21 protein-coding genes are annotated in these 23,881 nt (G+C 66.0%); 15 read left to right on the top strand and 6 right to left on the bottom strand.

Annotated elements, in window-relative coordinates:
• The first annotated feature begins 3 nt into the window (after positions 1-3).
• The 4 genes from RXV90_RS16540 (at position 4) to glpK (ending at position 5,070) form a co-directional block, all read left to right on the top strand.
• Positions 4-957: an alpha-E domain-containing protein gene (locus tag RXV90_RS16540; protein ID WP_316649994.1), complete on the top strand. Its 954-nt coding sequence runs from the start codon at positions 4-6 to the stop codon at positions 955-957.
• The gene (locus RXV90_RS16535) at positions 954-1,784 is read left to right on the top strand and encodes a transglutaminase family protein (protein WP_316649992.1); all 831 of its coding nucleotides are present in this window, start codon (positions 954-956) and stop codon (positions 1,782-1,784) included. Before RXV90_RS16540 ends, RXV90_RS16535 begins: the two co-directional genes overlap by 4 nt.
• A 122-nt stretch (positions 1,785-1,906) precedes the next feature.
• The gene (gene glpD, locus RXV90_RS16530; RefSeq protein WP_316650079.1) at positions 1,907-3,508 is read left to right on the top strand and encodes a glycerol-3-phosphate dehydrogenase; all 1,602 of its coding nucleotides are present in this window, start codon (positions 1,907-1,909) and stop codon (positions 3,506-3,508) included.
• Between the two features lie 71 nt (positions 3,509-3,579).
• Positions 3,580-5,070, top strand: coding sequence for a glycerol kinase GlpK (glpK, locus tag RXV90_RS16525; protein ID WP_316649991.1), 1,491 nt, complete (start codon positions 3,580-3,582; stop codon positions 5,068-5,070).
• On the opposite strand, the gene RXV90_RS16520 is transcribed toward glpK, so the two are convergent.
• Positions 5,071-5,676 carry a TetR/AcrR family transcriptional regulator gene (locus RXV90_RS16520; protein ID WP_316649990.1) on the bottom strand — a complete coding sequence of 202 codons (606 nt, stop codon included), beginning with the start codon at positions 5,674-5,676 and terminating at the stop codon, positions 5,071-5,073. It lies immediately after the preceding gene.
• Positions 5,677-5,936: 260 nt separating this feature from the next.
• Between RXV90_RS16520 and RXV90_RS16515 the strand changes: the two genes are divergently transcribed.
• The 3 genes from RXV90_RS16515 (at position 5,937) to RXV90_RS16505 (ending at position 10,470) form a co-directional block, all read left to right on the top strand.
• Complete coding sequence (locus tag RXV90_RS16515) at positions 5,937-7,091, top strand: efflux RND transporter periplasmic adaptor subunit (RefSeq protein WP_316649989.1); 1,155 nt, start codon at positions 5,937-5,939, stop codon at positions 7,089-7,091.
• 5 nt (positions 7,092-7,096) lie between these two features.
• Positions 7,097-10,219: an efflux RND transporter permease subunit gene (locus tag RXV90_RS16510; RefSeq protein ID WP_316649987.1), complete on the top strand. Its 3,123-nt coding sequence runs from the start codon at positions 7,097-7,099 to the stop codon at positions 10,217-10,219.
• Between the two features lie 71 nt (positions 10,220-10,290).
• Positions 10,291-10,470: a hypothetical protein gene (locus RXV90_RS16505; RefSeq protein ID WP_316649986.1), complete on the top strand. Its 180-nt coding sequence runs from the start codon at positions 10,291-10,293 to the stop codon at positions 10,468-10,470.
• Positions 10,471-10,539: 69 nt separating this feature from the next.
• Here the strand turns inward: RXV90_RS16505 and tsf are convergent, their stop codons facing one another.
• Both tsf and rpsB read right to left on the bottom strand, forming a co-directional pair.
• Entirely contained in the window at positions 10,540-11,415 is an 876-nt protein-coding gene (tsf, locus tag RXV90_RS16500) for a translation elongation factor Ts (protein ID WP_316649985.1), read from the bottom strand.
• 69 nt (positions 11,416-11,484) lie between these two features.
• Positions 11,485-12,357, bottom strand: coding sequence for a 30S ribosomal protein S2 (gene rpsB, locus RXV90_RS16495; RefSeq protein WP_316649984.1), 873 nt, complete (start codon positions 12,355-12,357; stop codon positions 11,485-11,487).
• Between the two features lie 223 nt (positions 12,358-12,580).
• Here rpsB and RXV90_RS16490 point away from each other — a divergent pair, with 223 nt between their 5' ends.
• The 7 genes from RXV90_RS16490 to RXV90_RS16460 all read left to right on the top strand — a co-directional run bounded on the left by RXV90_RS16490 (position 12,581) and on the right by RXV90_RS16460 (position 18,154).
• Positions 12,581-13,471 (top strand): PfkB family carbohydrate kinase, encoded by an 891-nt coding sequence (locus RXV90_RS16490; RefSeq protein ID WP_316649983.1) that lies wholly within the window; start codon positions 12,581-12,583, stop codon positions 13,469-13,471.
• The gene (locus tag RXV90_RS16485) at positions 13,468-14,382 is read left to right on the top strand and encodes a pseudouridine-5'-phosphate glycosidase (protein ID WP_316649982.1); all 915 of its coding nucleotides are present in this window, start codon (positions 13,468-13,470) and stop codon (positions 14,380-14,382) included. Before RXV90_RS16490 ends, RXV90_RS16485 begins: the two co-directional genes overlap by 4 nt.
• Positions 14,383-14,460: 78 nt before the next feature.
• Positions 14,461-15,171: a DUF502 domain-containing protein gene (locus RXV90_RS16480; RefSeq protein ID WP_316649981.1), complete on the top strand. Its 711-nt coding sequence runs from the start codon at positions 14,461-14,463 to the stop codon at positions 15,169-15,171.
• A 105-nt stretch (positions 15,172-15,276) separates the two neighbouring features.
• Positions 15,277-15,441, top strand: coding sequence for a hypothetical protein (locus tag RXV90_RS16475; RefSeq protein ID WP_316649980.1), 165 nt, complete (start codon positions 15,277-15,279; stop codon positions 15,439-15,441).
• Positions 15,442-15,518: 77 nt separating this feature from the next.
• Entirely contained in the window at positions 15,519-16,052 is a 534-nt protein-coding gene (locus tag RXV90_RS16470) for a tetratricopeptide repeat protein (RefSeq protein WP_316649979.1), read from the top strand.
• Between the two features lie 68 nt (positions 16,053-16,120).
• Entirely contained in the window at positions 16,121-17,203 is a 1,083-nt protein-coding gene (locus tag RXV90_RS16465) for a flagellar motor switch protein FliG (protein ID WP_316649978.1), read from the top strand.
• An 84-nt stretch (positions 17,204-17,287) separates the two neighbouring features.
• Positions 17,288-18,154 (top strand): lysophospholipid acyltransferase family protein, encoded by an 867-nt coding sequence (locus RXV90_RS16460; RefSeq protein WP_316649977.1) that lies wholly within the window; start codon positions 17,288-17,290, stop codon positions 18,152-18,154.
• A 10-nt stretch (positions 18,155-18,164) separates the two neighbouring features.
• On the opposite strand, the gene RXV90_RS16455 is transcribed toward RXV90_RS16460, so the two are convergent.
• On the bottom strand, positions 18,165-18,872 hold the full coding sequence (locus RXV90_RS16455) for a DUF1223 domain-containing protein (RefSeq protein WP_316649976.1): 708 nt from the start codon (positions 18,870-18,872) through the stop codon (positions 18,165-18,167).
• A gap of 215 nt (positions 18,873-19,087) precedes the next feature.
• On the opposite strand from RXV90_RS16455, the gene acnA reads away from it, so the two are divergent.
• A complete protein-coding gene (acnA, locus tag RXV90_RS16450; RefSeq protein ID WP_316649975.1) occupies positions 19,088-21,838 on the top strand; it encodes an aconitate hydratase AcnA in 2,751 nt (916 codons plus the stop codon).
• Between the two features lie 246 nt (positions 21,839-22,084).
• Here the strand turns inward: acnA and RXV90_RS16445 are convergent, their stop codons facing one another.
• Together RXV90_RS16445 and RXV90_RS16440 are read right to left on the bottom strand one after the other, a co-directional pair.
• A complete protein-coding gene (locus RXV90_RS16445) occupies positions 22,085-22,345 on the bottom strand; it encodes a hypothetical protein (protein ID WP_316649974.1) in 261 nt (86 codons plus the stop codon).
• Between the two features lie 62 nt (positions 22,346-22,407).
• The gene (locus RXV90_RS16440) at positions 22,408-23,880 is read right to left on the bottom strand and encodes a carboxypeptidase M32 (protein WP_316649973.1); all 1,473 of its coding nucleotides are present in this window, start codon (positions 23,878-23,880) and stop codon (positions 22,408-22,410) included.
• Position 23,881 lies beyond the last annotated feature (1 nt).

The following is a 23,881-nucleotide window of genomic DNA, read 5'->3' as shown; positions in this document are numbered from 1 at the left end:
GATATGCTGAGCCGCACCGCCGCAAACCTTTTCTGGATCGGCCGCTATATGGAGCGGGCCGAGACCGGCGCGCGCCTTCTGTCGGTGGGCTCGCGCAATGCGCTGATCCCGTCGGTCGGCGGCGGCTACCGCAACGAGTGGGAATCGGTTCTGGCAGCCGGGGGGCACACCGCGGCCTTCACCGAGAAATACGGTGAGCCCCGCCAGCGGAACATCGAAAGCTTCCTGTTCTTCGATCAGGACAACCCGGCCTCCATCGCCTCCTGCCTGGATGCCGCCCGCGAAAACGGGCGAATCGTGCGCACCGCGCTGACGGGGCAGGTCTGGGACGCGCTGAACACCGCGTTTCAGGAGATGCGGGAATTGCGGCGCACCGAGCGGTCCAAGCTCGATATCAGCGACCTCGTGGAATGGACGACGCGGCGCTGTTCGCTTGTCCGGGGCGCGATCGAGGACACGCAGCTTCGCAACGACGGCTATGACTTCCTGCATCTCGGTTACGCGCTCGAGCGGGCCGATTCGACGGCGCGCCTTCTAGACGTGAAATACTATGTGCTTCTGCCGGGCCTCGATTACGTGGGGTCGGGCTTCGACAACTACCAGTGGGGCACGGTACTGCGCGCCATGTCGGCGCACCGCGCCTTCAACTGGGCCTATGGCGGCGAGGTCACGCCTGCCAGGATCGCGGATTTCCTGATCCTGAACCGGATGAGCCCGCGCTCGCTGATCACCTCGATGGAAGACATCATGATCCATCTCGACCGGCTTGCCCGCGGCTACGGGCGCAGCACCGAGGCGCAGACGAAAGCCCGCGGTCTCTATGGCGAGCTGTCGGAGCTTTCGATCGAGGACGTGTTCGACGAGGGGCTTCACGAATTCCTCACCCGGATCATCGGCGAGGCGGCGGCGCTTTCGGAAATCGTCCATGACATCTATCTGTCGGGAGAGGCGCGATGAGGCTTCAGGTCGATCACGCCACCACCTATCACTTCGATCCGCCGATGCACGGGGTCGTCCAGACCCTGCGGCTCTGGCCCACGGAATGCGAGAACCAGCAGACGCTGGACTGGCAGGTGGATGCCGGGGCCGCAGCGATCGGCGCGGGCTTTCGCGACGGGGCGGGCGACTGGGTTGAGACCGCAACACTGATGGGCGCGGTGGAAAGCCTGACGATCCGCGTCACCGGCACCGTCGAGACCGTCGATTGCGGCGGGGTTCTGAAGGGGCTGCGGGAGCGTGTGCCGCCCCAGGCCTACCTGCGCACCACCCGCGCCACACTGCCCGACCGCGCGATCCTCGATCTGGCCCGGTCCGCCACCAGCGACGTCTCGGAAACCGACGTTCTGGCACGGTCGCACGCGATCATGGACGCGGTGGAAGAGGCCATCGCCTACACCCCCGGCGAGACGGAGCATGGCACCACGGCGGCCGAGGCACTCGCCCTCGGTCATGGGGTCTGCCAGGATCACGCCCATGTCATCATTGCCGCCGCGCGATCGATCGGAATCCCGGCACGCTATGTCACGGGCTACCTCTTCGCCTCGGAGGAAGACGGCGCGCATGAGGCCAGCCACGCCTGGGCGGAGCTTTACGTTCCCGATCTCGGCTGGGTCGGGTTCGACGCGTCGAATGGCAAATGCCCCGATGCGCATTACATCCGGGTAGGTTCGGGTCTCGATGCCGACGGCGCCGCCCCGATCCGGGGTGTCCTGAAGGGGGCCGGGCAGGAAACGCTCGATGCGCATGTCTCGGTCGACCAGGTGCGCGATCAGGGGGCGCAATAGCCCCTGCCCGCCCCGCGGCCCGAAAGGAATTCCCAAGGGGCAAGCGCCCCCATGACACGTTGACACTTCCGCGCCAGACCGGAAAGTTTGCCGGAAGCGAGAACAGAAAGGACTGGCTTCGCGTGACTTCTGCGGACAGCACAGACACGAGCGATATCTTCGTCATCGGCGGCGGCATCAATGGCGTCGCCATTGCCCGCGATGCACAGGGCCGCGGGCTTTCGGTACGGCTGGCGGAGATGTCGGATCTTGCAAGCGCCACGTCCTCGGCTTCGACGAAGCTGTTTCACGGCGGGCTGCGCTATCTTGAATTCTTCGAGGTGAACCTCGTCCGGCATTCACTGGAGGAACGCGAAACGCTTCTGAAGGCGATGCCGCATATCAGCTGGCCGATGCGCTTCGTTCTGCCGTTTCATAAGGATATGCGGTTCGACACCTCGACCCCGGCGAGCCGGGTCGTGTCTACCATCATGCCTTGGCTGAAGGGCCGACGCCCGGCCTGGATGATCCGCTTCGGGCTTTTCCTTTACGATCACCTGGGCGGGCGCGAGATCCTGCCTGGCACGAAGACCCTCGATCTGACAAGCGATCCGGCGGGGGCGCCGCTCAACGACAAGTTCCGCAAGGCCTTCGAGTATTCCGATTGCTGGGTCGAGGATTCGCGCCTTGTGGCCCTGACCGCGCGGGATGCCGAGGCGCGGGGGGCCCAGATCCTGACGCGCACCAAGGTTGTCTCTGCCGAACGCGATGGCGATCACTGGGTGATCGAGACCGAGAACACCGAGGACAAAAGCCGCCAGACCTATCGCGCGAAGATGCTGGTGAACGCCGGCGGCCCCTGGGTTGAGGACGTGATCCGCAATGCGATCCGCCTCAATTCCAGCGAAGGCATCCGCCTAGTCCGCGGCAGCCATATCGTGACGAAGAAGCTGTTCGACCACGAGAAGTGCTATTTCTTCCAGGGCACCGACGGGCGGATCATCTTCGCGATCCCCTATGAAACCGACTTCACGCTGATCGGCACGACGGACAAGGAACATACCGATGATCCGTCGACCGCGCACGCGACCGAGGAGGAGCAGGATTACCTCTGCGCCTTCGCCTCGCAGTATTTCAAGAAACCGGTAACGCGCGACGATATCGTGTGGACCTACTCGGGCGTTCGCCCGCTATACGACGACGGCGCGAAATCGGCCACGGCGGCGACACGGGATTACGTGCTGTCGCTTGACGAAGACGGCCCGCCCGTTCTGAACATCTTCGGCGGCAAGATCACGACCCATCGCAAGCTGGCCGAGCAATCGGTGGAGAAGTTCCTGCACCACTTCCCCGGAACGAAGGGGGCGTGGACGGCAGGTGTTCCGCTTCCGGGCGGCGATTTTCCGGTTTCGGGCGTGGCCGATCTGATCGCGGGGCTCGAGCGGGATTATTCTTTCCTCGACACCCGCTGGGCCCGCCGCCTCGTGCGCGCCTATGGCACCGAAGCGCGCGACATTCTGGGCGGCGCCACATCGGCTGAAGACCTGGGTCAGGCCTTCGGGGGCACCCTGACCGAGGCCGAGGTGCGGTGGCTCATGGCCCGCGAATACGCGCTTCATGCCGCTGACATCCTCTGGCGGCGCTCCAAACTCGGGCTGCGGATGACCGCCGGGGAGATCGCTGCGCTTGATGACTGGATGCAGGCCGAACGCTCAAAAACCCGGGTGACGGCGGCGGCCGGATAGGCAACAAACGACAAGGAACACTTCGGGACGGCGCGCGGGCGTGAACCGCCCCGGCGACAGGGAGGCACTTCATGGGCCATATTCTTGCAATCGATCAGGGCACCACGTCGAGCCGTGCGATCCTGTTCGACGGAGCCATGCAGATCACCGCCATGGCGCAAGAGGAATTTCCGCAGCATTACCCCGCCTCGGGCTGGGTGGAGCATGACCCGTCCGACCTGTGGTCGACGACGGCGGCGACCTGCCGCGCGGCGATCGAGAAGGCGGGGCTGGGCGCAGACGATATCGCCGCCATCGGCATCACCAACCAGCGGGAAACCGTGGTTGTCTGGGAAAGAGACACTGGCAAGCCCGTGCACAACGCCATCGTCTGGCAGGACAGGCGCACGGCAGAGACCTGCCAGAAGCTGAAGGACGCGGGCCATGAGCAGATGGTGACGGCGCGCACCGGCCTTCTTCTCGATCCCTATTTTTCGGCCACGAAGCTTGCCTGGATCCTCGACCAGGACGAGGGGCTGAGGGCGCGGGCGAGGAAGGGAGAGATCCTGTTCGGCACCGTCGACTGCTATATCATCTGGCGGCTGACCGGCGGGCGGTCGCACGTGACCGACGCCACCAATGCCGCGCGCACGCTGCTTTACGACATCCACAAGGGCCGCTGGTCGAGCACGATCTGCCAGCTTCTTGATATCCCGATGGAAATGCTGCCCGAGGTGCGTGACAGCGCGTCTGATTTCGGGGTGACGCGGGCCGATCTTTTCGGCCGCGAGATCCCGATCCTGGGCGTCGCGGGCGATCAGCAGGCTGCCACCGTGGGCCAGGCCTGTTTCGAGCCGGGGATGTTCAAATCGACCTATGGCACGGGATGTTTCGCGCTTCTGAACACCGGCACCCAGGCCGTGACCTCGAAAAACCGGCTTCTGACGACCATCGCCTACCAGCTTGACGGCGAGGTGACCTATGCGCTGGAAGGATCGATTTTCGTGGCGGGCGCCGTTGTGCAATGGCTGCGCGACGGGCTGAAGATCATCCGCGAGGCGAAGGAAACCCAGCCGCTTGCCGAAGCCTCCGACCCCGATCAGGGCGTGATCCTCGTGCCCGCCTTCGTGGGGCTGGGCGCGCCCTACTGGAACCCCGATTGCCGGGGCGCGATCTATGGCCTTACCCGGAATTCGGGACCTGAGGAGTTTGCCCGCGCCGCGCTTGAAAGCGTGGGCTACCAGACGCGCGATCTTCTGCAGGCGATGCATGCCGACTGGCCCGGGAGTGCCACCGGCGAAGGCGTGCTCAGGGTCGATGGGGGCATGTCGGCCTCTGACTGGGCGATGCAGTTCCTGTCCGACATCATCGGCGCGCCGGTGGATCGGCCCGAGGTTCTGGAAACCACCGCGCTTGGCGCCGCATGGCTCGCGGGCATGAAGGCCGGCGTCTATCCCCAGATGGCGGAATTCGCGCAAAGCTGGCGGCTGGAACGCCGGTTCGAGCCCGCGATGTCGAACGAAACCCGTACGCGGAAGACCGATGCCTGGGCCCGCGCCGTCAAGGCAACGCTGTCGGTGTGATCAGGCGGGGCGCGCCTCGCTCAGAAGCCGGCGCGTCGCCTCCACCACCATCTCTTCCATGGTGAGCACCGCTTTGCCGGTCTCGCATTTCCCGTCGATCGACAGGAACGAGAGCCCGTGCACGAACGTCCAGAGCGGGAAGCCGAGGGCCAGAACGGCTTCGTCGATCTCGTCCTGCCCGAGATAGGCAGCGATCTGCCCGAGGAGGACGCCGTAGCAGCCCATGCCCGAGGCTTCCATCGCCTCGGTCTTGTCCTTGAAGGCAAACATCATGCGGAAGACTTCGGGGTTCGCCTCGGCGAAACGGACATAGGCGATGCCGATGGCGGCGATTGCCGCGAGAGAGCCCTCAGGCTTGTCCTTCAGGGCCAGGTGAAAGGCCTCCGTCATTTCCCCGAACCCTTCCATCGCCACGGCCTGAAGGATTTCGGTCCGGTCCTGGAAATGCTTGTAGGGGGCCGCCGTCGACACCCCGGCCGCCCGGCACGCCTCGGACACCGAGAAGCCGTCGGGCCCCTTCTCTTCCACGAGCGCACGGGTTGCAGTGATGAGCTGCTGGCGCAGATCACCGTGGTGATAGCGGGTTTTGGCCGTCACGTCGTTCATTGCGACCCCTGATTACGGAAAAACGCTTCCTTTGTCTTGACCCCCGAAGTTAGAGCCTCTAACTAAGTTAGCACCACTAACCATATAGGCGACGGGACCATGAATGCCAACCCACATTCAGATGCCCTCAGGCCAAGGCTCCCCCAGCCTGTGGCCGAAACGTCGCCTCTGGCCTGCCGCGCCGCGTCCCCTTCCTCTCTTGGCGGCGCGGCGGGCCAGACCGGGGTTTCCCTGCTTCTCCTTGCAGATCGGGCCGCTTCATGACCGACACATCTTCCCATAGCCTCTTGTTCCGCGTGGCGCGCCGCGCGGCCATTCTGATCGGCACCACTTCTGCCGTCGCGATTGCCGGTGCGCTGGCCTATTCGGGGGCCGGCACGCTTGCGGCTCGCGCCGATCTCGCCCCCACGGTCGCCGCCGCGCCGCCTCTGCCGGTGACCACCGCGTCCCTTGTTCTGGCCGACAGCTACACAATCCGGACAGAGTATTCGGGACGTGTCGAGGCGCGGCAGAGGACGGCCATCGGCTTCGAACAGGGCGGTACCATCGCGGCGCTTCCGCTCGACGAGGGCGACAGGGTGGCGGAGGGCGCAGTCGTCGCCCGGCTCGATACCCGCGCGCTCGAGGCCGATCTTGCCGCCCGCGTTGCGGCGCGCGATGCGCTCGCCGCCCGGCGCGATCTGGCAGAGCTGACGGCGGACCGGCAGAAGGCGCTTCTTGACGGCAACCACGTGTCGCGCCAGCGCTATGACGAGGCGCGGCTTGCGGTGGCGGGGCTCGAGGCAGAGGTACGCGCCGCCGAGGCCACGATCACCTCGATCGAGATCGCGCTCGACAAGGCAGTGATCCGGGCGCCGTTCGATGCCGTTGTGGGCGCGCGCCGCGCAGATGTGGGCGCGCGTGTGGCGGGCGGTGCGCCGGTGATCGACCTTTTCGAGGCCGCCGCGCCGCGCTTCCGCGCCGGTCTTCCGGCAGAGGTGGCCGCGCAGATTGCCCCTGGTGACGCGCTTGAGATCGAGATCGGCGGGATCACACATGCGGCCACGGTCGAACGCCTTCGCGACGATATCGACCCGGTCACCCGCACCCGCGACGTCCTTCTTGCGCTGCCCGAGGGGGCCCAGGCCGCCGATGGGGCGCTCGGCCACATTACCCTGACCCGCGAGGTTGCGGGAACCGGCGGCTGGGTCGCAACCGCCGCGCTTGGCGAGGGCATTCGCGGGCTCTGGACGCTGTACCTCGTCGACGACACCGGCGCAGGCCCCGTCGCCCGCCGCGAGGCGGTGGAACTGATCCACCTCGACGGCGACCGCGCCTTCGTGCGGGGCGCCCTGCCCGATGGCGTGCAGATCGTCGCTGAAGGCCCGCACCGCGTGGCCGACGGGCAGCGCATCGCCCCGTCCCCCGAAAGCTGATCGCCATGGACACGCTTACCTTTCGCGAACCGCGCATCGTGGCGCTGGCCCTTCTCGTGATCGTGGCCGGCGGGCTTTCGGCCTTCTTCGCGCTCGGGCGGCAGGAGGACCCGACGATCACCAATATCAACGCGGTGATCACCACGCCCTATCCCGGTGCGAGCCCGGACCGCGTGGAATCGCTCGTGACCCGCCCGCTTGAGGAGGAATTGCGCGAGATCCCCGAGATCAGCGTGATTGAAAGCACCTCGGCTACCGGCGTTTCGGTGATCTCGCTGGAGCTGATCGAAACCGTCGACCCCCGGGTGATCGAAGGGATCTGGTCGGAGGCGCGCGACAAGATTGCCGATGCGGAACGCGACTTTCCCGCGGGTGTGCTGACGCCCGAATTCGACAGCGACAGCTTCGGGGCCGCCGCCGCGATCCTGGCCCTTCGGCCATCGGGCGAGGCCGCCTCGCCCACCGTCATGGCGCGCTACGCGGAAGAGGCGGCGGAACGGCTACGCACGCTTGCGGGCACGAAGACCGTCAAGATGTTCGGCGAACCGGAGGAAGAGGTGCTTGTCCGCCTTGATGCCGATGCCGCCGCCGCGCTCGGCCTCACGCCAGATGCCGTTTCGGCGGCCATCACGGCGGCGGACGCCAAGGTGCAATCGGGCCGGCTTTTCGGCGGCGGGAGCGATCTTCTTCTTGATGTCGAAGGCGATATCGAGGCGACCGAACGTGTCGCCCGCATTGTCGTGGCCGAAAACGGCAGCGGTACCGTTACGCGGCTCGGCGATATCGCCGAGATCACCCGCGGGCCGCGGGCCCCGGCGGAAGCGCATGCCCTGTCGGACGGCAAACCGGCGATCCTGATTTCGCTGACGATCAACGACGGGCTGCGGATCGATCAGTGGCAGGGCTGGCTTGAGGAAGATCTGGCCGCGATCCGCGCCGAACTTCCCGCCTCGCTCGAGCTTGTGCAGGTCTTCGACCAGAGCGGTTACACCGCCGACCGCCTGGCGGAGGTTGCGATGAACATGGGGATCGGCGTGGCGCTTGTCGTCGGGGTGCTTCTGGTGACGCTTGGTGTGCGCGCGGCGTTGATCGTGGCCTTCGTTCTGCCCATCGTTTCCCTGGCCACGCTTGCCACGATGAACTTCATCGGCCTTCCGATCCACCAGATGTCCGTCACCGGGCTGATCGTGGCGCTGGGCCTTCTTGTCGACGCCGCAATCGTGATGACCGACGAGATCCGCCAGCGCCTTGCCCGGGGGATGGAGCGGCTGGCTGCGGTGGGCGAGGCCGTGCGTCGGCTGACCGTGCCGCTTCTGGCCTCGACCGTCACCACGGCCCTGTCCTTCGTGCCGATGATCCTTCTGCCGGGGCCTGCGGGCGATTTTGTTGGCGCGATCGCCATTGCCGTTGTGCTGATGCTCGTCTGGTCTTTCCTCGTGGCGATCACGTTGACGCCCGCCATCGCGGGCTGGTTTCTGCCCGGTGCAGGCCAGCGCTCCGGCCTTGCGATTCCGGCGCTGCCGCGGGGCTTTCACGGGCTGATCGCCTGGACGCTGCGCAACCCCGTGAAATCCGTGGCCTTCGCGCTTGTGCTGCCTGTCATGGGGTTCATGAGCTTCCCCACGCTTACCGCCCAGTTCTTTCCCGGTGTCGACCGCGACCAGTTTCACATCGAGGTGGAGCTTCGGCCGGGCACGGGGATCGACCGCACCCTTGCCACGGCGCGCGAGATCGACGCACATCTGGCCGCCACCCCCGGGATCACCAGCGTCAACTGGGTGATCGGCAAGAGCGCTCCCGCCTTCTACTACAACATCGTGGGAAATCGCGACCGGGCGCCGGACTATGCCCATGCGCTTGTCACGACGGCGGATCCCGACACGACCGCCGCGCTTCTGTCGCCCCTGCAGGCAGAGCTTGACGCGAGCTGGCCCGGCGCGCGCATCCTGGTGCGCGGCCTTGTGCAAGGCCCGCCCGTCGATGCGCCGCTGGAATTGCGCGTGGTGGGCCCCGACCTCACGACGCTGCGCGCGCTTGGGGAAGAGATCCGCACCGTTCTGCTTGCCCGGCCCGCGGTCACGATCGTGCGCGCCGATCTCGAAGGCGGGGCACCGAAGCTGGCCGTGGATATCGACGAGGCGGCGGCGCGGCTGGCCGGGCTCGACCTTGCCGGTGTCGCGCGTCAGCTTCAGGCCGGGCTTGACGGGGCGGTAGGCGGTTCGCTTATCGAGGCCGGGGAAGAGCTTGCCATCCGCGTGCGGTATGGCGCCGGGATCCGGGCCGATGCTGCGCGGATCGGCACGTTGCGCATCCTGCCCGCAGATGCCCGCGCCCAGGCCGTAGCCGGCGTGCAGCCGGGCGTGCCTCTGGCCGCCATCGCCGATATCCGCCTCGTCCCGTCCGAAAGCGCGATCCAGCGGCGTGACGGGCAGCGGGTGAACACCGTTCAGGCCTTTCTTCAGCCCGATATCCTGCCGCAAGAAGCGCTGGCCGATGCGCGTGAGGCGCTGGAGGCAAGCGGCTTCGCCCTACCCAACGGCTACACGCTGGAAATCGGCGGGGATTCCGATGCGCGTTCGGACGTCGTGGGGAACCTTCTGGCCCCGCTGGGGCTGATCGTCACCCTGTCGATCGCCACAGTCGTTCTCAGCTTCAATTCCTTCCGCCTCTCGGCCATCACCTTCGTGGTCGCGGTGCTTTCGGCGGGGCTGTCGATCCTGGCGCTTGCGGTCTTCCAGTACCCGTTCGGGATCACGGCGATCATCGGGGTGATCGGGTCGATCGGTGTGTCGATCAACGCCGCCATCATCATCCTGACCGGGTTGCAGGCCAGCCCGGCCGCGCGGGCGGGCGATACCGAGGCGATGGCGGAGGTTGTGACGGGATCGAGCCGGCACATCCTGTCGACCACGCTGACGACGGCGGGCGGCTTTCTGCCCCTGATCCTCGCCGGGGGCGGGTTCTGGCCGCCGTTTGCGATGTCGGTGGCGGGTGGCGTGTTCCTGTCAACGGTGGTGAGCTTCTTCTTCACGCCGCAGATGTTCGCGCTGCTGCGGCGTCGGGAGGCGGCGCCGGCGCCGGAGGTGTCGCCGATCCCCGCGCCCTTCCCGCGTCTGGCGGCGGAGTGAGTGAGGTTAACGGGCCGTTAACGCATCGGGTGAACACTGGCGAGGCCCCCTGCCCCTCAGGATCCCACGCCATGGCCCCACATATCCCCGTTCAGACCTCCAGGAAACGCGAATTCCCCAACCGCTACAGCGAGGCGCTGCTGAAGGCGATACGAACGGGTCAGATGATCGACGAGGCGGAGTTCGGCCTTGTGCCGGAGCCTTCGGAGCCCGAGGCGCGGGAGCGTCCGCGCATCACATTCACCTCCTGACCGGGCCTAAACGAAAAACGCCCGCACAGGCAGCGGGCGCTTTCCAGATCTGGTTCGAAAGTGGGGCGATCAGCCCTGGGCGGCCTTCGCCACCTCAGCCGCGAAGTCTTCCTCGACTTTCTCGATGCCTTCGCCGACCTCGACCCGGGCAAAGCCCGTGATCTCGATCCCGGCCTCCTTCGCGGCGGCGCCGACGGTTACGTCGGGGTTGACCACGAATTGCTGGTTGAGAAGCGTGACCTCGGAAAGGAACTTCTTCATCCGGCCTTCGATCATCTTCTCGATCACCGCTTCGGGCTTGCCGCTTTCGCGGGCGATATCCATCTGAACCGCGCGCTCCTTCTCGACCACGGAGGGGTCAAGATCGGCTTCGTTCAGCGAGGCCGGACTTGTCGCCGCGACATGCATCGCCACCTGGCGTGCCGTGGCCGCATCGTCGCCGGTGAAGGCCACGAGAACCCCGATCTGGCCCATGCCGGTCGTCGCGGCATTGTGGACGTAGGACACGACGTTCTGGCCCGTAACCTTGACGATCCGGCGGACCGACATGTTCTCGCCGATCGTCGCAACCTTGTCGGTCAGCGTGTCCTGCACCGACTTGCCGCCCATATCGGCGGCCAGAAGCGCCTCGACGCTGTCGACGCCAGTCGCGATGTCCGCAATGCTAGCGACCATTTCCTGGAACTCGGCATTCCGGGCCACGAAGTCGGTTTCCGAGTTGACCTCGACGGCGACGCCCGTGCCACCGTCCACCTGAACGGCGACGAGGCCCTCAGCGGCGGTGCGGCCCGATTTCTTCGCGGCTTTCGCAAGGCCCTTCGTGCGCAGCCAGTCGACCGCGGCTTCCATGTCGCCGTCGGTTTCCACGAGCGCCTTCTTGGCGTCCATCATGCCCGCGCCGGTCTTGTCGCGGAGCTCTTTCACGAGTGCGGCGGTGATAGCCATCTCTCGTCTCCTATCTATCCGTGATTTGCCTCTCGGGCCCGCCGGGGTAATCCCGGCGGAACACCGATACTACTCTTTGTTCTCAAGCTCGTAGGGCGCGTCCTTGGCGACCGTATCGTCCGCCACGGCCTCGTCAGAAACCTCGACAGTCTCTTCCGCGTTCGCCGGGGTTTCGGCGACGGGTTCAGCCTCGGCCACGACTTCTTCCTCGACGGCCTCTTCCAGCGCACCGACATCGACGCCGGCGGCGCCAAGCTGCGCGCTCATCCCGTCAAGCGCGGCGCGGCTCGCCAGATCGCAGTAAAGTGCGATCGCGCGGGCGGCGTCGTCATTGCCGGGAATGATGAAATCCACGCCTTCGGGCGAACAGTTCGTGTCGACCACGGCCACCACCGGGATGCCCAGCTTCCTGGCTTCGGCGATGGCGAGATCTTCCTTGTTCACGTCGATGACAAAGAGCAGATCCGGCACGCCGCCCATTTCGCGGATCCCGCCGAGCGAGGCCTGCAGTTTCTGCTGCTCGCGCTCCATGCCCAGACGCTCTTTCTTCGTCAGGCCTTCGGCGCCTTCCGCCATACGCTCGTCGATCGCCTTCAGGCGATTGATCGACTGCGACACGGTTTTCCAGTTGGTCAGCGTGCCGCCGAGCCAGCGGTGGTTCATGTAGTACTGCGCGCATTTTTCCGCCGCTTCCGCGATCGGCTTCTGCGCCTGCCGCTTGGTGCCGACGAAGAGGATGCGGCCGCCCTTGGCGACGGTCTCGCGCACGGCGTTCAGTGCCGCGTCGAGCATCGGGACGGTCTGCGTCAGGTCGATGATGTGAATGCCGTTGCGGTCGCCATAGATGAACTCGCCCATGCGGGGGTTCCAGCGTTGGGTCTGGTGACCGAAGTGTACGCCAGCTTCCAGAAGCTGACGCATGGTGAACTCAGGGAGCGCCATGCCATTTCCTTTCCGGTTTCGCGCCTCGGCAGGGCCATCACGGGATTTCTCCCAACCGGCGGATCCATGGGGATGTCTCCCCCAGGGACCCAGACCCTGCCTGTGAAGTAGGCGGGCGGATACAGCCTTTGCGCGGGCTTGGCAAGCCCACTGTGTCCTGACGGCGCCCCGGGGTTGTCAAAGCGGCTTGCACGCATCCCGCAAACGGTGAAGAAGCAGGGCGATGGCACATGCGCCCGATATCCTCTGCATCGGCTCCGTCCTCTGGGACATCATCGGGCGTGCGCCTGCCGTGATGCGCGTGGGATCGGACGTGCCGGGCCGGATCACCCGGCTTCCCGGCGGGGTTGCGATGAATATCGCCATGACCCTGCGCCGTTTCGGCCTCACTCCGGCGCTTCTGACGGCGATCGGGCGCGATGCCGAAGGCGACGAACTGATGCAGGCGGCCGAGCGGTTCGGCATGATGACGGGCTTCGTCTACCGCTCAGACGATCTGCCGACCGATACCTACATGGCGGTCGAGGGGGCGAACGGGCTGATCTCGGCCATCGCGGATGCGCATTCGCTGGAGGCGGCGGGCGCGAAGATCCTCGCCCCGCTCGAAGACGGGCGGCTGGGTTCGGCCAATGCGCCCTTCGAGGGGCTGATCGCGCTGGATGGCAACCTGACCGAGGCGCTTCTGGCCGATATCGCGAAGAGCCCGCTCTTCGCGGCCGCCGATCTCAGGATCGCGCCCGCCTCGCCCGGGAAGGCGGAGCGGCTGACCCCTATGCTCGGGATGACCGGCGCGACGCTTTACGTCAATCTGGAGGAAGCGGGGCTTCTCGCCCAGGCCCGTTTCGGCGATGCGGCAGAGGCCGCGCGGGCGCTGCACGGGCGGGGCGCGGCCCGGGTTCTCGTCACCGATGGCGGGCGCGCCGCTGCCGATTGCGGCCCCCACGGGCTGATCGAGGCCATGCCGCCGGAAGTGCTGGTCACCCGGGTGACCGGGGCGGGCGACACCTTCATGGCCGCCCATATCGCGGCGGAGCGTGGCGGGGCCGAACCTCACGCCGCGCTCAACAATGCCCTGACATCTGCGGCCAACTATGTTTCGGGAGACGTCGAATGACCCCCATCCTCTCCCCCGCCGTGGAACGGGCCCTCGACACGGGCGGGCCGGTCGTGGCACTGGAGTCGACGATCATCACCCACGGGATGCCCTGGCCCCGGAACCTCGAAACGGCGCTGGCGGTGGAAGAGGCCGTGCGCGAGGGCGGCGCGGAACCGGCGACCATCGCGGTCCTGGGGGGGGGCCTTCACATCGGGCTCGACCGCCCTGCCCTGACCGCGCTCGCCCAGGCCGAGGACGTGGCCAAGCTGTCCCGCGCCGATCTTGCCGTCTGCATGGCCGGTGGCGGGACCGGGGCGACCACCGTCGCCGCCACGATGATTGCCGCGCGACTTGCCGGGATCGAGGTTTTCGCGACGGGCGGGATCGGCGGTGTGCACCGGGGTGCGGCCGAAAGCTTCGACATCTCCGCCGACCTTCAGGAACTGGCGCAGACGCCCGTCACGGTCGTCGCCGCCGGGGCCAAGGCGATTCTCGATCTGCCGCTGACGCTGGAAGTTCTGGAAACCTTGGGCGTGCCGGTGATTGCGGTCGGTCAGGATGCGCTTCCCGCCTTCTGGTCGCGCACCTCAGGCCTCGCGGCACCGCTCCGCCTCGACACGCCGCGCGAGATCGCGCGGGCGCACCGGATGCGCGCCGCGCTTGGCCTGCCGGGCGGTCAGCTTGTGGCAAACCCGATCCCCGCCGAGCACGAGATCACGGCAGAGACCCTCGCGCCCGTGATAGAGACGGCCCTTGCCGAGGCCGAGCGGAACAACGTTCGGGGCAAGGACGTCACCCCCTTCCTTCTTGACCGGGTCTATAAGGCCACCGAGGGCGCGAGCCTCGAGGCCAATATCGCCCTCGTGCTCAACAATGCGCGCCTCGGGGCGGAGATCGCCTGTGAACTCAGCAAGGAAACAGAGCGGTGAGCCGATGGGCGCAACGCCGCATTGTAACGCCCGGCGTGACTCCTTAGATTTACACTGCTGCGCCGGACGCCGATCAAAATGACCACACCTTTCGAAGACCTGACCCCGAAAAAGAAGCGCCACCCGATTCTGGGCGGGCTTCGGGCGAGCTTTCTCACCGGTCTGATCGTGATCGCGCCCATCGGCCTGACCGCCTGGCTGATCTGGACGGTCGTTGGCTGGATCGACGGCTGGGTGCTGCCTTTCGTACCGCACAACCTGCGCCCGGAACAGTATATCGGCATCAACCTGCGCGGCGTGGGCGTGATCTTCTTCCTGATCTTCACGATTCTCGTGGGGTGGATGGCCAAGGGGCTCATAGGACGCTCGTTGATCCGCTGGGCGGAAGGGGTGGTGGAGACGCTTCCGGTCGTCCGCTCGGTCTACAGCGGATTGAAGCAGATCGCGGAAACCGTTTTCACTCAATCGGATACGAGCTTCGACAAGGCCTGCCTCGTGCAGTACCCGCGAGAAGGAATCTGGGCGATCGCCTTCGTCTCCTCCACCGCGAAATACGAGATCGACGAAAAGATGCCGGGAGAGGAGGAAAAGGTTTCCGTCTTCCTGCCCACGACGCCGAACCCGACCTCGGGTTTCCTGCTGTTCGTGCCGCGCCGCGATATCCAGGAACTCGACATGAGCGTCGAGGATGCGGCCAAGCTGATCATCTCCGCAGGGCTCGTCTACCCGTCCCAGAAGGGCCCGGTACCCGCGCCGCGCGAGATCACAGAGCGCACCGCGGCTGAGTAAAAAGGCGGCAAAGCCGGCGCATACCGGGGAAGATGTGCGATTCTCTTTTGGACGAGCCACGGATCGGTGCTACCTTAGCGGGTATCACAGATGCGGAGTGCCCTTATGACCACAAAAAAGACCGTTCTGTTCGCGCTGCTTCTCAGCGCCCTTCCCACGCTCTCCTTCGCCATGTGCTCCGGCTATGGCCACCAGGAAGCGACGATGAGCTGTGCCGACGGCAGCATCTGGGACACTGAAAAGAAGGCCTGCGTCACCGTCACGGGCTGATCGCCCGGGCAGACGACGCCTGAACGCCAGAAAGAGAGCGGCGCACTGCCGCTCTCTTGCTTATGCCGGGGATATTCATGCGCGCCAATCTGATTGCCGTCTGTCTTGCCCTGCCCACGCTCGCCTGGGCCGTGGGCGGCGACGACGCCGCTCCGCCGAAACCGACGCCCACCACGACCGAGTGCACGGGCGGCCAGATCTGGGACGCAGACAGCAAGACATGTGTCGCGCCGAAGGATGCCCGGTTTGACGACGACACGCTTTACGATGCCGCGCGCGAGCTTGCCTATGCCGGCCAGTACGGGGCCGCCATCGCCGCCTTGCAGGCGATGTCGGACCCTCAGGACGACCGTGTTCTGACCTATCTGGGGTTTGCGCACCGCAAATCCGGCGATCACGCGGCGGGCATGGCCTATTACCGTCAGGCTCTTGCCCGGAACCCCGACAACCTTCTGGCCCGCTCCTATATGGGGCAGGCCTTTGTCGAGACGAGCGATGTGCATCTTGCCCGCGCCGAACTGCGCGAGATCCGGGCGCGCGGCGGCCGGATGACCTGGGCCTGGGTTTCGCTCGACCAGGCGATCCGCAGCGGACGCGGCGTCAGCTACTGATCTGAACACGCAGGATTAACCTTCATTGGGGCATGATCGCGGGATCACTGATTCCGGATGGTCCCTGCATGGAACTTGCGCCAATTCCCATGGACCTGTCCGATCTTGGCGGGGCGGATGCGCCATCGGCCGGATCGGACGCGGCCACTGTCCAGCTTACCGGCCCGCAGAAGGCCGCCCTGATCGTGCGCCTGATCGCCAGCGGCGGCGGCGCCCTGTCGCTTCATCGCCTTCCCGAACACATACAGGCCGATCTGATCCGCGAGGTGGGTGCGCTTGGCCCGATCGACCAGGCCACGACGGAAGCCGTCGTGAACGAATTCGCCGGCCTTCTGGAAACCGCCGATCTCTTCGGACCGGGCGGCATGTCGCGCGCGCTTGATCTTCTTGGGGGCGCGGTCAGCCCCAGCGTTGCCGAAAGGGTGCGCGCGCAGGTTGGGTTCGCCGAATCCGAAGATCCATGGGCCCGGATCGTGGAACAGGACAGCGACAGCCTTCTGCCGGTCGTCGAGGCCGAAAGCATCGAGGTGGCGGCGGTCATCCTCGCCAAGCTTCCGGTCTCGACCAGCGCCGATATCCTCGGGCGGATCCCCGGTGCGCAGGCCCGGCGCATCGCCTATGCGATTTCCCGCACGGCCGCCGTCGATCCCGAAACCGTGCGGCGCATCGGCGTGGTTCTTGCCCGCCTGCTCGACATCGAACCCGAACGCGCTTTCAGCGAAGGGCCGGTCGAGCGCGTCGGCGCGATCCTGAACTCCGCCCGATCGGCCACCCGGAACGACGTTCTCGAAGGGCTCGACGAATCGGAGGCGGAATTCGCCGAACATGTGCGGCAGGCGATCTTCACCTTCGGCAACATCCCCGAACGCGTCGATCCGAGCGACGTGCCGAAGATCCTGCGCGGGATCGATCAGGCCGAAGTCGTGCGCGCCCTCGCCGCCAGCGGGGCCGAGGTGAAGGCAGCACAGGAATTCATTCTCGACAACATCTCGCAACGGATGGCCGATGCCCTGCGCGAGGAGGTGCAGGATCTGGGCACGGTGGACGAGATGACGGCGGACGCCGCCATGGGCGCGATCGTGGCCGAGGTGCGCCGGCTGGAAGAAGAAGGCGAGATCTACCTCGTCTCGAAGGACACCGAACAAGGCTGACGGGGCAGCGGGCAGGCCGCGACGGCTTGTGCGCCCGGGCGCGGCGGCCTATCTCTGGCCCCTACACCAAACCGGGGCACCCAGGTGGCCGCATCGCACAGAGACTGGACCGCGCGCATCCAGAACGCGCTTTTCCGAACGGCGCTGGGTGTCGCGGCGGCCCTGCCCTATCGGCTCCGCGTGCCGTTCATGGGCTGGCTCGTTTCCACCGTCGTAGCCCCGCTGGCGGGCTGGCGGCGTCGCGTGGCGGAAAACCTTGCCCTTGTCCGGCCGGGCATGACGCCCGCCGAGATCGCCCGCTTCCAGCGCGCCGTCACCGACAATGCCGGCCGCACACTGATCGAGAACTTTTCGGCGGAAGAGATGCTCGCCCGGGCCGGCAGCACCGAGATCACCGGCCCCGGCCTTCCTGCGCTTGAGGCCGCCCGCGAGGCGGGACGCCCCGTAATCACCGCCACCGCGCATTTCGGCAATTACGAGGCGGCGCGCGCCGCGCTACGCCACCGGGGCTTCGAGATCGGGGGGCTCTACCGCCGTCTCAGCAACCCCCGTTTCAACACCTATTACGAAAAGCGGATGGCGCCTTTCGGCCAGCCTTTCCTGCCCCAGGGCCGCCGTGGTACCGCCGCCTTCATCCGCGCGCTGAAAGAGGGCCGCATGATGGGCATTCTCTTCGACATCTACGTGCAGGAAGCCCCCGAAATCCCGTTTCTCGGCCAGCCTACGCGCACGGCGGTTTCGGCTGCCGAAATGGCGCTCAAATACGGGGCCGAGCTGATCCCGATTTTTGGCATCCGGAAGGAAGACGGGCTGAGCTTCCGCGTGCAGGTCGAGGCGCCGATCCCGCCAAGCGACCCCGAAACCATGACGCGCGCGCTGAACGCCTGTCTTGAAAGACTGATCGACGAACATCCCGAGCAGTGGTTTTGGATCCACCGACGCTGGAAATAGCGATCCGAGCTCAGCGCACCCGCGCCGCGCCGAGGATCGGCCCGTTGTCCGGCGCCTGAACAAGCACCGCTATTTCGGACGATCCGACATTCGGCACCTTCAGTTCTACCCGCGTCTTCCCGTCCCAGGTCCCGATCGGGCGCAGCTCCTCCACGATGTTGTGGTAGGTATAGGTCTTGCCCGCATTCTCGCCCCTGCGGATATCCACCGTTTCCGATGCGCGGAACAGAACAAGCTGGATCGGCCCCCCGGCCTGAGCCGCCGGGACGCGCCCCGCAGGCGCAATCTCGACCAGAAGATCCGGCCCCCGGCGCGTCAGCGTCACCTTCGCGGGTTCCGTGCTTTCGCCATGCTTCTCGATCAGCATGGCAAGCTTCATCGGCTTGTAGCCGATCACGTGATCACGCCCGCCGACGATCATCTGAGGGGTATAGATCGTCCGGCTGCCCGCCGCGGCGGCATAGGCCCGCTGGCGTTCGGTGTTCTCGTGGCTCGCGAACGCGTCTTTCCAGCCGATGTAATCCCAGTAATCGACATGGAGCGCGAGCGGCAGCACATCGTCGCGCGCGGCAAGCTCGCCCAGAAGCGCATCGGCGGGCGGGCAGCTTGAACAGCCTTGCGAGGTGAAAAGCTCGATCACCACAAGCCGGTCGGCCGACGCGGGCACCGCAAGCAGGGTCATCAAAGCTATAAGAAGGCCGATAAGCCGAGTACGCATGCCGTCACCGCAGTATTTCAGGTACCCGGGGGGTGTAGCGCGATGCGCCCCGCTCTGCCAATCAAGGTTTTGCGAGAGTGTGTGACAATGACGGTTGGCGGCGCGGCAAAGTTTCGGTGCACAATGGTATACAAAATGCCGCACCCCCCTTGCGAACCACCTTAAAGACCGTCTAGACGGGTGCCCAAGATCCCAGACATTCAAGGGAGGTTTTCATGCCCATCACCGTCGGTCAGGACTCGGCCGGAACGCGCCGCTCACTCGAAGTTTCCGGTTCTTCATACGCCTATTACTCGATCCCCGCTGCCGAAGAGGCCGGGCTTGGCAATTTCGCCAGGCTGCCCGCCGTTCTGAAGGTGGTTCTGGAAAACATGCTGCGTTTCGAAGACGGCAAGACGGTGTCGACCGACGACATCAAGGCCTTCTCGGAATGGGCCGCGAACGGCGGCAAGAACCCCCGTGAGATCGCCTATCGCCCGGCCCGCGTGCTGATGCAGGATTTCACCGGCGTCCCGGCGGTCGTCGATCTGGCGGCCATGCGCGACGGGATCGTGGCCCTGGGCGGGGATGCGGAAAAGATCAACCCGCTCAACCCCGTCGATCTTGTCATCGACCACTCTGTGATGATCGACGAATTCGGCAACCCGCGCGCCTTCCAGATGAACGTTGACCGCGAATACGAACGCAACATGGAGCGCTACACCTTCCTCAAATGGGGCCAGTCGGCGTTCGACAATTTCCGCGTCGTGCCCCCCGGCACCGGCATCTGCCACCAGGTGAACCTTGAATACCTTGCCAAGACGGTGTGGTCGGATGCCGACCAGAACGGCGAGACGGTGGCCTATCCCGATACCCTCGTCGGCACCGACAGCCACACCACGATGGTCAATGGCGCCGCCGTGCTCGGCTGGGGCGTGGGCGGGATCGAGGCCGAAGCCGCGATGCTCGGCCAGCCCATCTCGATGCTCATTCCCGAAGTCGTGGGCTTCAAGCTCACCGGTGCGATGCCCGAAGGCACGACAGCCACCGACCTCGTGCTCAAGGTCGTTCAGATGCTGCGCAACAAGGGTGTGGTGTCGAAATTCGTCGAATTCTACGGTGACGGGCTCGACAACGTGCCGCTGGCCGACCGCGCGACGATCGGCAACATGGCGCCCGAATACGGCGCGACCTGCGGCTTCTTCCCGATCGACGCCGAAACCCTGAATTACCTCACCCAGACGGGCCGCGACCGCGACACCATCGCACTGGTGGAGGCCTATGCGAAGGCCCAGGGCATGTGGCGCGAGCCGGGATATGAGCCGGTCTATTCCGACACGCTCGAACTCGACATGTCGACGATCGTGCCGGCGATATCGGGCCCGAAGCGCCCGCAGGATCACACGCCGCTTACCGAAGCTGCCGATGCCTTCCTCGATGTCGTCAGCGAGTACCGGGGTGAGGATGCGTCGAGTGCCGCCGCGGATATGGCCGCAGAAGGCCCCGCCGCCGATCCCATCGCGGGCGACCCGCGCAAATCGGCCGCGGTCGAGGGCGAGGACTACACCTTGCGCGACGGCTCGGTCGTGATCGCCTCGATCACCTCCTGCACGAACACCTCGAACCCATATGTGATGATCGGCGCGGGCCTCGTGGCACGGAAGGCGCGTGAACTGGGCCTGAACCGCAAGCCCTGGGTCAAGACATCGCTCGCCCCGGGATCGCAGGTCGTCTCCGCCTATCTCGAAGCGGCGGGGCTTCAGGAAGATCTCGATGCCATCGGCTTCAACCTCGTGGGCTATGGCTGCACCACCTGCATCGGCAACTCCGGCCCCCTTCAGCCCGAAATCTCGAAGGCGATCAACGACAACGACCTGATCGCGACCTCGGTGCTTTCGGGCAACCGCAACTTCGAAGGCCGGATCAGCCCGGATGTGCGCGCCAACTACCTCGCGTCGCCGCCGCTCGTGGTGATCTATGCGCTGGCGGGCGACATGAACATCGACCTCACGAAGGATCCGGTCGGGCAGGACAAGGACGGCAACGACGTCTACCTCAAGGATCTCTGGCCGTCGCAGAAAGAGATCGCCGATCTCGTTCAGCAGACCGTGACGCGCGAGGCGTTCCAGGAGAAATACGCCGACGTCTTCAAGGGCGACGAGAAGTGGCGCGGCGTCGACACAACTGACAGCCTGACCTATGACTGGCCGTCGACCTCGACCTATGTTCAGAACCCGCCCTATTTCCAGGGCATGACGATGGACACGAAGGCGATCGAGAACATCGAGGGCGCCAAGGTGCTGGCGCTGCTGGGTGACATGGTGACGACCGACCACATCAGCCCGGCGGGATCGTTCAAGGAAACGACGCCTGCAGGCCAGTACCTGACTGAGCGGCAGGTGGCGCCGCGGGAGTTCAACTCCTACGGCTCGCGCCGCGGCAACCACCAGGTGATGATGCGCGGCACCTTCGCCAATATCCGGATCCGGAACGAGATGCTGGATGGCGTGGAAGGCGGCTACACCCTTGGCCCCGACGGCGAACAGACCTCGATCTACGACGCCGCCATGGCCTATCAGGAGGCGGGCACGCCTCTGGTGATCTTCGCAGGCGAACAGTACGGCGCGGGTTCCTCGCGCGACTGGGCGGCGAAGGGCACGGCGCTTCTGGGCGTGAAGGCGGTGATCGCCGAAAGCTTCGAACGGATCCACCGTTCGAACCTCGTCGGCATGGGCGTCATCCCGTTCGAGTTCACGGGCGGCGACACCCGCAAATCCCTGGGGCTGAAGGGGGACGAAACCGTCTCGATCCACGGGCTAGCAGGCGTGCGTCCGCTGCAGGAAGTGCCCTGCACGATCACCTATGCCGATGGCACGACGAAAGAGATCACGCTCAAGTGCCGGATCGATACGGCGGTCGAGATCGACTACATCGAGAACGGCGGCGTACTGCACTATGTGCTGAGAAACCTCGCGCGGGCGGCGTAGGGCGCGCTCCATACTCTACTGAAACGGCCCGCTCGCGGGCCGTTTTCATTTGACATATCCCACACCGCAAGAAGCCGGGCAGGGCCCGACCGCGGGCGGGCCCACTGCCATTGATGCGGCGCGCTTTATCTCACAATCCCACATGACAGTTCCGCTGCATGCACCGTCACAATAGGGCCCGCCCGTCCGGGCGGTCGGGCCCTGCCCGGCGGGGCTGACGCCCCTCTATTCCGGGCAATCTAAGGTTCAATGCCCCCCCGGATCGTCCTCGAACCTCGGCGGTAGCGCCGGTGGCGCCGTTCCCTTTTCGATGCTGCGGATCACGGCCAGGCCCCGCCGCTCCGCCCGCCGCATCCGGATCGCCGTGTTGTAGGCCTCTTCAAATGTCGGCGAGAGCGAGGCAAGCGCATCCCCCACCTTCTTGATCACCGTTTCGTCCCCGGTTTCGTCCTCGAGATCGAGCGCCCGTTGCGCCAGATCGTCGGCAAGGTCTTCAACTTTTGGCATGGCGTCCCTGCGATCCTGTGGTTTGGCAGCCATTTAGCGTGAGCGTAACGCAAAGGCCAAGGTCAGAGCCGATAGAGCGCCCCGAATTTCTCACCGAGATATCCCAGAAGCGGCCCCACCTGCGGCGCTTGGCCCGTTGCCGCGCGGATCGTTTCGGCGGGCGTGCGAAGCGCCCCGTGCTGTTGCAGGTTCTCGCGCAGCCAGGCCGTCGCCGCGCCCGTGTCGCCCCGGGCAAGGCCCGTGTCGAGATCGGGGCAGGCCTCCCGCAGGGCGGCATACAGCGCGCCCGCATAGATGTTGCCCAGCGTATAGGTCGGGAAATAGCCGAACAGCCCGACCGACCAGTGCACATCCTGCAGGCATCCGTTCGAGGGCCGGTCCACCGCCTTCCCGAAATCCGCCAGAAACCGCGCGTTCCACGCGTCGGGCAGATCGGCCACCGCCAGATCCCCCGCGATCAGGGCGCGCTCCAGATCGAAGCGCATCATGATGTGGAGGTTGTAATGCACCTCGTCCGCCTCGGTGCGGATGAAGCCGGGCTCGACCCGGTTCACGAGGGCATAGAAGGCTTCCGCATCTTCCACCCCGAACCCGCCGAAGGCCGCCTGCATGCGCCCGAACAGCCAGGCGGTGAAGGGGGCGGAGCGGCCAAGCTGGTTTTCGTAGATCCGGCTCTGGCTTTCATGCACGCCCATCGAGGCGCCCTGCCCCAAGGGCGTCAGCAGGTAGTCGCGTGAGACGGCCTGTTCATAGGTCGCGTGCCCCACCTCGTGGATCGTCGAATAGACGCAGTTGAAAGGGTCATGCGGCGCGGTGCGCGTGGTGATCCGGACATCGAGCCCCGATCCGGAGGAAAACGGGTGCACCGCCTTGTCGATGCGGCCATGGGCGAAGTTGTAGCCGAAAGCCTGCGCAACCTCGCGCGACAGGGCGATCTGTGCCTCTTCGGGGAACTCGCGATCAAGCGCGGGGGGCGTGATCTCCGTCCCGAGGATCGCCTCGCGAAGCGACACGAGGCCCGGGCGCAGCGCATCGAATAGCGCCGCGATCTCTTCAGGCGAGGTTCCCGGCTCATACCCCGCGAGCAGCGCGGCGTAAGGATCGCCCCCGTCCGCCATCGCCGCGCCTTCCTCCCGCGCCAGCCGCACGATCGTTTGAAGCGTCGGTGCAAAGGCCTCCCAGTCTTCGTTCGCCCGCGCCTCGGCCCAGATGCCCTGCGCGAGGCTCGTTATCCGCGCGATTTCGGCGGCAAGCCGCGCGGGCACCTTGGTCTGCCGGTCATAGGAGCGGCGGATCTCGCGCAGTTGTGCTTCGGCCACCGCATCCGCAGGCTCGGCCGCCGCCAGCCACTCTCCCAGCCGCGGATCGGTGCGGCGGGCATGCAGCACGGTTTCGATCGCCGCCATCTCTTCCGCGCGTTGCACCGCCGCGCCGGGCGGCATCATGGTTTCCTGATCCCAGGACAGGCGGCCCGCGATCTGCGCCAGCGCCTCTGTCTCGCGCTGGAACGCCATCAGGTCGTCATAGGCTGTCATC

The organism is Ovoidimarina sediminis (assembly GCF_032586175.1).
Classification (GTDB): Bacteria; Pseudomonadota; Alphaproteobacteria; order Rhodobacterales; family Rhodobacteraceae; genus Ovoidimarina; species Ovoidimarina sediminis.
The sequence above is the reverse complement of the archived record's forward strand: the minus strand, read 5'-3'. Positions and strand labels throughout refer to the sequence as shown.